The 8,756-nt window shown below is 56.0% G+C and carries 8 protein-coding genes and 1 pseudogene; 3 read left to right on the top strand and 6 right to left on the bottom strand.

The genetic code is table 11. From position 1 onward, the window contains the following. Nucleotides 1-97: 97 nt before the first annotated feature. Nucleotides 98-2,113 carry an AAA family ATPase gene (locus tag RXV90_RS25540; RefSeq protein ID WP_316653211.1) on the bottom strand — a complete coding sequence of 672 codons (2,016 nt, stop codon included), beginning with the start codon at nt 2,111-2,113 and terminating at the stop codon, nt 98-100. A gap of 311 nt (nt 2,114-2,424) precedes the next feature. On the opposite strand from RXV90_RS25540, the gene RXV90_RS25535 reads away from it, so the two are divergent. Both RXV90_RS25535 and RXV90_RS25530 read left to right on the top strand, forming a co-directional pair. Further along, nucleotides 2,425-2,634, top strand: a complete 210-nt coding sequence (locus tag RXV90_RS25535; RefSeq protein ID WP_316653209.1) for a hypothetical protein — start codon at nt 2,425-2,427, stop codon at nt 2,632-2,634. Nucleotides 2,635-2,839: 205 nt separating this feature from the next. Continuing rightward, nucleotides 2,840-3,046, top strand: a complete 207-nt coding sequence (locus tag RXV90_RS25530; protein WP_316651333.1) for a cold-shock protein — start codon at nt 2,840-2,842, stop codon at nt 3,044-3,046. Nucleotides 3,047-3,183: 137 nt separating this feature from the next. Here the strand turns inward: RXV90_RS25530 and RXV90_RS25525 are convergent, their stop codons facing one another. Then, on the bottom strand, nt 3,184-3,432 hold the full coding sequence (locus tag RXV90_RS25525) for a YdcH family protein (RefSeq protein WP_316653207.1): 249 nt from the start codon (nt 3,430-3,432) through the stop codon (nt 3,184-3,186). A gap of 610 nt (nt 3,433-4,042) precedes the next feature. After that, nucleotides 4,043-4,597 (bottom strand): annotated as a pseudogene (locus RXV90_RS25520) (LysR substrate-binding domain-containing protein); the annotation flags it as partial. Nucleotides 4,598-4,676: 79 nt separating this feature from the next. Here RXV90_RS25520 and RXV90_RS25515 point away from each other — a divergent pair. Continuing rightward, nucleotides 4,677-5,198, top strand: a complete 522-nt coding sequence (locus tag RXV90_RS25515; RefSeq protein ID WP_316653205.1) for a resistance to Congo red protein — start codon at nt 4,677-4,679, stop codon at nt 5,196-5,198. A gap of 441 nt (nt 5,199-5,639) precedes the next feature. On the opposite strand, the gene RXV90_RS25510 is transcribed toward RXV90_RS25515, so the two are convergent. From RXV90_RS25510 to RXV90_RS25500, 3 genes are all read right to left on the bottom strand, one after another. Continuing rightward, nucleotides 5,640-6,686 carry a cyclic nucleotide-binding domain-containing protein gene (locus RXV90_RS25510; RefSeq protein WP_316653204.1) on the bottom strand — a complete coding sequence of 349 codons (1,047 nt, stop codon included), beginning with the start codon at nt 6,684-6,686 and terminating at the stop codon, nt 5,640-5,642. 259 nt (nt 6,687-6,945) lie between these two features. Next, the gene (locus RXV90_RS25505) at nt 6,946-7,173 is read right to left on the bottom strand and encodes a sulfurtransferase TusA family protein (protein ID WP_316653202.1); all 228 of its coding nucleotides are present in this window, start codon (nt 7,171-7,173) and stop codon (nt 6,946-6,948) included. A gap of 76 nt (nt 7,174-7,249) precedes the next feature. Beyond that, the gene (locus RXV90_RS25500) at nt 7,250-8,371 is read right to left on the bottom strand and encodes a YeeE/YedE family protein (RefSeq protein WP_316653200.1); all 1,122 of its coding nucleotides are present in this window, start codon (nt 8,369-8,371) and stop codon (nt 7,250-7,252) included. Between the last annotated feature and the right edge of the window lie 385 nt (nt 8,372-8,756).

The raw sequence follows: 8,756 nt of genomic DNA, 5'->3' as shown, positions 1-8,756 counted from the left end.
CGACAGGCCCAGTTACGCGCTATCGCGATCTGTTCGCGGCTCTCAACCCGACTTCTTCAACACAATCGGCTCGGAGCGGACGCGCCCCTCAAACCGCTTATAAGGAGCTCGGCCGGCGACGAGGCCCGTGATGCTCGCGAATTTTTATGATGTCATCATGGCTTAGACGACGGGGTACTGCCGGAGCATTTGGCACGGAGTTATGCCGTTCCTGCGCGACCGCAACGTCCTGATCTCTGAATATCAGTCGGGTCTTTCCCATTTCTGTTCTGACGTCGGTTATGCGCAGGTCTGACAGGCTGGTGCGATCAAAGAGCTGACGGGCAAGCGGGTTGATGAAGTGTGTCTCAATCCTGTTCCCAATACCTCGGCCGCCATCGAAATAATCGTGAATACATAGCGTCTTGAGTTCGTTGTAAGCCTTGTCTTCCAGTTCTACCCGGATCCCATGCTGGCTGTTTACTGTCTCGCGTACGCGCTCCAGGATAGACTGGAAGATTAGCGAAGCGCTTTCGTGGGATAGGAAATCGAACACGACGACATTCTGACCAATACGGTTCAGGATTTCCGGGCGGTGCAAGTCCTTGCGGAAATGATCCTGAACAGCTCGCGTAATCTTTTCTTCAAGCTCGTCATAGCTGTCAGACGGCAAAACGTTCATGCCGTCGTTCACGGCGCCGGCGCCTCCGACGACACCAATATTGGAGGTGAAGATGATGAGTGCCTGGGAGAAATGCGCCGTTGCGCCCCGGGAGTCAGTCAGGCGGCCGTCCTCGAGGATTTGGAGAAACATATCCAGAATCCGAGGATGCGCCTTTTCGATCTCATCGAACAGAAACACGCTGAAAGGGCGACGATTGGCTGCGTTCACGAGTTCGCCGCCTCGCTCATGCCCCGGACGTCCGGGTGGTGCGCCGATCAGTCGTGTAACGGACGCCTCTTCCATGAACTCGGACATGTCGAAGCGATGGCACGCGGTTTCATCTCCGAAGAGCAGATCCGTGACGGCTTTCGCAAGCTCGGTTTTTCCGACGCCCGTTGGACCAGCGAAGAAGAGCACGCCGCGTGGATTCTGGTGGCGAGTGCCTGATTGGGCACCAGATAGACCCATGATAGATCGCGCGAGAATGTCTAGCGTCTTCTCGATTGCGCGCGGCTGCCCCTTAATACGTTCCTCGAGGCTTGATTTGGCCTGACGCACCCGTGAGAAAAGAACGGGTGAAGTCCATGGATTGCGTCGGGATCCGGTTCTGTGAATCCGCACGGCTTCGGAGATGGCGTCCAGTCCGAGCCCCTCGTCCTCCATTACATCCGCAATTGCCCGCATGGAGAGAAGTGTGTCTCCCTCGGTTTCAAGCGCGAATTGCTGAAGGAACCTCTCGAGCCCCTGAGCCGAGCCATCTTCGTCCCATGCAAATACTTCCATGAGATGCCGCGCATGGAGGAAACGGTCTTCCAGATTAGGATACTCAACCTGCACCTCGCGTAGGTAGTCATTCCCAACCACAAACCAATCTGGCAGATCAGCCGGATGGTCGACGATCCAAATCGTGGGGGTCCGGTGTCCCGTGTCATGACGCAGGGCATGGGTTAACCGGGAGGCCTTGTCGACTTTTACGAAAAAGTCTTCAAGCTCTTCAGGCGTCGTCCCGTGCAGGTGCGTGGCGTAATCGATGATCAGCGCGATACTACGATCGGTTTCGCTGATGAGTCGCGCATGTACCGCGGCGAGATCCCCGAGTGATACAGCGCCAGACGTCTGGCCTGTCATAGTCTCGGGAAGAACTTCTTTGAGTTCCGGGCTTGGTATCCGCGACCATCTGAACCCATCGACAGGATCACAGATGAGCATGTGTTCTACGCGCCGCGTTGTCAGCAACCGGTCTAGAGTGTCGTAGAGGTTGCAGAAGGAAGAATTGGAGGGACTGTTAACGGGGTAGATGTCCCGCACATTTCCCGACAGCACGAGGTGATCTGCATAACTCAGCGCAGAGGAGAATTCATCAAACCACGCAGGCGGCTCATGGATAGGTTCGGTTTGGCTAATTTCATTTGTCAGCGGATCCAAGAAATCGGACAGAGACGCTGAGTCACTACGGCCGGCCTTCTGCATTAGTTATGTCTTCCATTACTGTCGTGTTTGTATTGACCTGCGGGAGCCAGTCGACCCGACCGATTTGGCCTAAGTAGGGTGATCTGGTGGCGTTCTTCGGATCTGTGGGCAAACTCTGTGACAGAGGTGACGGGCTTTCGAGACTGTCTGCGGGGTCCGCTAGTTATCCTTCAATCCCCCTGAAACAGCCTGGTAGATTTGGATGTGGGCCTCAACACGTGAAGGGCACAAAAGAAATTCCCCGTTTGAATAACGAGCCCAAGATCGCTCAAATGGTGAGTAAAGCATGCATAAGCTGTGAGGAGTACGACATGTCGACAGCGCATCTGGACGCGATGATGGAGCTCTCTCGCTCCCGCGCGGAACAGTACCTGCACCTCGCGAAGGGAATGGTCATGAATGAGTTCGGTCCCGCCGCAGAACACTCTCACACGGATATCACGATCGCCTTGGCCAGCGCCATGATGCAACATGAAGGCGCCCAGATCATCGCGGACGCGTTTCGAGCAGCGGAAGACTGATGGGCTAAGTTTTTCCTTCAGCAAACGAAGCAGTAGCACTCTCTCCAAGCGCTTGACGCAATCGGCCACATCAACGACATCAATAGAGCTACGTTATCTCTATCGAAGACCTTTCTCCTTTATTGGCGTCTGGCACTCGATCTTGCCATGACGACGCCGAACTGCCGCATGTCGCGAGAAGCACTAGAAATGAAGGAGACACGGAATGGCCACTGGCACCGTGAAATGGTTCAACACCACCAAAGGATATGGCTTCATCGCTCCCGATGCGGGCGGAAAGGATATCTTCGTTCACATCTCCGCCGTTGAGCGGTCGGGTCTTACGGGCCTGGCAGATGATCAGAAGGTTACGTTCGATGTCGAGGCTGGCCGGGACGGGCGCGAAAGCGCAACCAATCTGGCACTGGCCTAACTCGAGCTGCTTTTCTGAATACGAAAGGGAGGCGCGCGGGAGCGCGCCTCTGCACATTTGGAGACGTTAGACGGTCTTCTGGACATTGATCCACATAAGCGGTCAATGCTCAAAAGCCAGGACGATTTGCGGGTCGGCTAGGTCGCCGCGCCTGCAGTCAGCATTCGATAGAGCTCGTCTTTGAGAGAGACACGCCTTTTGCGCAGGTTCTCTTCGGCGAACTGATCCATCGGTTCGACGTTGGTCTCTGCTCGGTGCACGGCACGGTTCACCTCGTGATACTCATCCATGAGTTTGGCGAAATGCGCGTCTGACTCCTTGAGTTCATGAATGCGGGCTTCATGCTCAGGGAATTCCGCGTGCAACTCATGAGGCGTGTGAGACATTGAGGGACTCCTTTTGGGTTAATTTTTAGGCTGTGTCAGCCTCGTGCAGTAACTCAGCCTCTGAGACAGATCAAATCTGAACAAACTGGGCGGTGGCAACTATGGGTTCAGTTCGGCCGCTCTGTCCGCTTGTCGGTCATACGGTTCGGTTTTGCGAGCGTCAGCTTGTGCCGGAAGCAGTCGTTCTGGCCCGAACCGGCGTCTCGAGGGTCGCCAATGACGGTTTGGTGCCTGGAAGCAGTCATCCGACAGCCACCCTCGATTGGCGGCAACGAGCCCAAGGCAGACTCGTTCTCTGCCGGGTTTGCACGTGCGGCATCCTCTGGCGGATCTTGGCGAGCCGCAAAGCAGCATCAGAACCGGACGTTCGTGCGATACGCAGCGAAAATTTCGGGCGCTACGACTGTATCGCGGACTTTCCCGCCAATTGCTCACGCGGCTATTGCTAACGCAGCATTTGCTCGCTCATGCGGAACGTTTGTTGTTGCAGCGCGGCGCACGCCTCCGAACCGGTCATTCACGGGCGTCGATCAACAGTGCGAAAACCATCGCTTAGATGAACCAGTAGCCAGGCATGCAAAAACACTCGCGCCTGACCAATGAAATCGGGCTAGCCATCAGCGCCTTGCATGACCGAGGCGGCCACTCCGCGAAGCTTTTCGGCTGCCGGGGACAGGGCACGGCCTTTGTAAGTCACAATGCCAAGTTTGCGGCTGATTGCTGGTTCAGAAATTGGGATGATCGCAATGTCGAGGTCGCGCCCTGAGAGCCGGATGAGGGAGGGGGTTGCCGCTATTCCAATCCCCCGTGCGACGAGGCTAAGTTGCGAATGGAAATGCCCGACCTGTATGTCGTTCGAAAGCACATCGTAGAGAGCGCCGAGGTGGCGTTGTAGGAGCTTGCGTGTACCACTTTCCGGCCTAAGCAAGATGAAGTGCTGGTTCTTTACCTCCTCCCACGTGGTCGATGTTGCCGACGCCAGTGGGTGGTTCTTGTGACAAGCGATCACAAAGCGGTCGTCAATCAATTGCTGGAAGTCTAGCTCAGGATGGGGTTCACCCAGCGTTCCGAAGGCCAATTCAGACTGCCCGCTTAGGACCCGTTCGAGTGCTTGTGGGCTCGAGTCCTCGTGCACTCTGACACGGATATTTGGGTGGGTCGTTTTGAACCTGTCGAGGCCCTGTCAGAACAACTTGGCTTGAGGCGGGGCAGGGCGCCGGGGTAGCTTGCCGAGGATGCAGCCAATGAAACGGTTTCAGCTAGCAGGAGCCTTATGGTGGGTGCCCACCGCGTTGGCTATGGAGCTCGCCTTCTCCTTCCTCAGTGGATATCTGGGTCTACACGATCTGGGTCGCCAAGCAGTCGGCTGGATTATCTTTCTATTAATCCTTTTCATCGTTGGTTTAGTAGTTTTTTTGATGGCTCTCGCTATCCGGAGGGCCTTTTCAGAAGGCAGACAACCGCCGCCAATTTGGCCATTTTTCGCTCAAGCAATAGTGATTGCGTCGGCTCCGTTAATCCTTATCGCGGTCCTCGTAGCAGTCATTCCCGAGCTTGATTGGGATGACGGGGAGCCGATGCTGTTCTACGTAGCGCATATCTTCTTTGTATATTCATTTCCCATGTCGATGCTTGCTTGCCACCGGGCAAACAGGCGCGTTGGAAATCAGGAAGTCACGCACGTCATTGCGCTCAGAGTTTCTCTGGCGGCAGCCCTTATCTGGGAGGTCACTGTCTGGTTCGGGATTGCCCCTTGGGCCCTGTGAAGACTGAGCAGCTCTTTTTCGACACCACAACCAAGTCTGCTCCGGGCTCTTCCCGGTCATCTGAGCGTTGTAGTCAGTTGACGGCTATCGCGCACTTACCGGTCATCCGCGGCCGTCGAGACGCGGTTTCGAGGGGAAACGACCGCTTCTGTCGAAAGTGTACCTATGCCAGTTCATGCTCGATGTCCGGATCGCGGACAAATCGGCCATCGGCCTCACATGGATTCCGCTCTGCAGCATCCCTCCTCGTATGTATTCGGTGTCCCCGTGGATATCCCCTTTTGGCATGAAACATCGGTTGCTCTTTAGGCCCTGCGAGAACGTGGCTCAGCACTACTTCCGTTCGTATTTTCGAGCTCTCCGCAAGGAACAGGGGCCTCATGTGAGCGGTTGAAGCGTCATCAGGGCCCTTCCGCCAGGCGACTCTTCCGACGGAGTCACTCAGAGAACAAATGATCCATCTGCGTTGCAGGGCCACTCGATAATACCGCCCTCGATGACCATCGCCTTAATACCGCGCTGCCTGAGGAGAAGGGTGGCAGCGGCGGCGCGGCTGCCTTTTTTGCACAAGACGAGGTATGTGGTGGCTTTGTCGAGTTCATCCATGCGTGCCCGCAACTCGGGCAATGGGATCAATATCGATCCCGGGATGAATGATTGTTGGTATTCTTCTTCATAACGAACATCGAGGATCTCGTGTCCGGTTCTTGCCAACGCGCTGGCGGCAGCCGGTTTCACCGTTTCAATCATCGACGTCGTAATGAGTTCATCGAAATCTTCTTTGCTGAGTTTCAGTAATTCGCCATCGGTGATCATTTTCACCGTCGCGTTCCGCGATCCTTCCATGACGAGAGATTCCTCGCCGAAACCGTCGCCTGGGCCAAGCACGGCCACCAGTCGCTGTTCGTCGTCATCCAGATCTTCGCGCCAAACCTCTGCCGTACCCTCACGGATGATGTAGTAAGCATCCCCCTCTTCGTATTGCCTGACGACCTCGTCTGCCTTGGCGACCCTTACGGTCGTCATGCGCCGCAGTGCTTGGTAGGCATTGTCGACCGAGAGGCCGCGAAGGGCCTCAGTTCCCCGAAGTTTCAGCAGGATCTCGGTTGGATTGACGGTTTCTTCGACATCCCTGCTCCTCCCGAGCTCATCGAGCGCGAGGTAATCCTCGAGGATCCGGGCATTCCCGCGACACAGCACAGCGTCGTCGACCGCCTGGATTGAGACTTCTCCTCCACGTGACGAGAACCGATATGGTTCGCCTGCGGCTTCCTCTGGAATGCTGATCTTCTCATCACCGTCCACGAGGACGTTGCCCGTGATCAGGAAGAGGAAATCATCGGGGCTTATCGAAGGAAATACGACCCGCTCGCCACGGCAAATGTGGAACACCCGCAGGTCCCGGGCGGCGATGTCCAACGCTGATATCGAGAGATGTGTGAATGGGTATACGTGGCTTTTCAGCCGACCCATAATTTTTTCATACATCAGCGTCACCTTCCCAACGGCAGTCTCCGCGGACAACCGCTCCCCGGAACATCTTAACCACCGCCAGAGACATGAACCAAACGGGACGCAATTGGCTGCTCAAATTCGGATGCCCATCCGACGCGGTCCCATTGACGACGATGCGTGCGCTTTCCCGAAGAATGCAGATTTTGGCGCTTGGTGAGACAGGAACGGATCGCTCCTCGAACTCGCACAATACGACCGATGCGTCGCAGCGGGACTGCGCACCGAAGAATTCTCAACCGCAGCGAATGATATGAATGTAGTCTTTCCCAACATGCTGTTGATCCAGCATCGTGTGGCCGGCTTCATTCACGAAGGCGAGTATGTCCTTCATCGACCCGGAATCCGTCGCGTAGACGCGAAGTACCTGACCGCGTTCCATCTTCTCCAGGGTCCTCTTGGTTTTCATAAGTGGCAGCGGGCAGTTCATGCCCCGAGCGTTGAGCTCCTTTTCTACATCCATGCGATACTCCTCCAGTTCCTGTTCTTTGCTCAGCCGCGCTCCATTCCGGAGGCGTGATTTTCACGTTCCTCGAATGTCATTCGTCCCGCATGAGCAACCACATCTGCAAACGCAGACCGACAATCGCGCCCAGCATAATTCCCATCACCGCGATGAAGCTGACGCCGCTCAGTGTGGACACACCGGACACGCCTTGCCCCACGGTGCAGCCGCCCGCAACGACCCCTCCCACGCCCATGCAAAGACCGCCGATGATGTGCAACGCTGTATCCTGTTCACCGTACAGCCCCTCCCATTGGAAACTGCGGGTAAGGATCGCGTGGAGAAACGACCCGAGGATCACGCCCAGAACGGTCACGACGCCAACCTTGAGGACAATCTGCTGGTTCAGATCTGTCATCATCACCAGGTGGAGCGTCCTTCCGATCGGCGATGTAAAACTGAATGACTGCAGGCTTCCGGAGGCTGTCCCCGCGTAAAAGGAATCCAGCGTATCCGGATGTTCAGCGACATACCCCATGTGTCCGAGGACCCACCACATGGCCACGATGAGCAATCCAATTCCAAGTCCGGCCAGCAGGTTGTCGCCCGACGCTCTGAACTTAGCGCTCGACATCGCCCATGCCGCGAGGCCTCCGCCAATGACAATGGCCATGACCAACCCGATGTTCGACGCATCCCATCCGAAGGCGGAGGCTATCCATGCAGGCGTAAGGTTGCCGCTTTCTATGTAGAATGATCCGTAGTTGGTGGTGAGAACATGCAGCGCGCTGGCGAACCCCCACATCGCCGAAATTGCCCCGATCGCCATCATTACAAACACAACCAGCGACTTCAGATTGCCTTCACCGATGCGAACCAGTGTCTTATGGGCGCAACCTGATGCCAGAACCATACCGAAACCGAATAAAAGGCCACCGACCACGGCAGGAAGCCAATTCATCCGGCCCGCGCTGTAGATCGTGTCGAGGGGGCGGATCCAGCCGAGGTAGGACATCACCGCGAAGCCGATCATGGCGACACCTGCAGCCATCCCCCAGACACGCATACGGGTCCAACTGCCCATGTTGTAGACGTCGCTGACAGCCCCCATCGTACAGAATCCGGTCCTTCGCGCGATAGCGCCGAAGATGACGCTGAGCGCAAAAGCGATGGCTAGTACCTTGTTTTCAAGTGCGACGAACTCGGCCAGTTCCATCCCACATATCCCCCCGACTTCGTGATCGCACTTGAATGTGGATCTATTTGATTCTTGGGACCACCGGGTGATGCCCGAGCGTGTCTCGCAAACAGTAGCAAGAGTCTTGTCAGCTTACATCTTGAAATTTGCATACAATAAATGAACCACCGAGGACCTGCCGGAAAAGCTTCCGCTAGTTTTTTGACTTCGCTCCGGGATATCTGCCTGCCTAGGGGTGTCGGCGTGGTGCAGGCCTACGGATGACAATGGTAGTGTATGAGTTGCCGAATGGCTGCCGAATATCATCCTGAACCAATGTCCACTCCGGGCTGATTGTGTTGAAAAACTCGGCTTGAGCGAGGCTTTAGCTCCTGATTCACTTCTCCCGAGGCAAGGGAGGTCT

Origin of the sequence: Ovoidimarina sediminis, from assembly GCF_032586175.1 — a bacterium.
GTDB classification, from domain to species: Bacteria; Pseudomonadota; Alphaproteobacteria; order Rhodobacterales; family Rhodobacteraceae; genus Ovoidimarina; species Ovoidimarina sediminis.
Note: the sequence above shows the minus strand (reverse complement) of the source record. Positions and strands in the feature narration are given on the sequence as shown.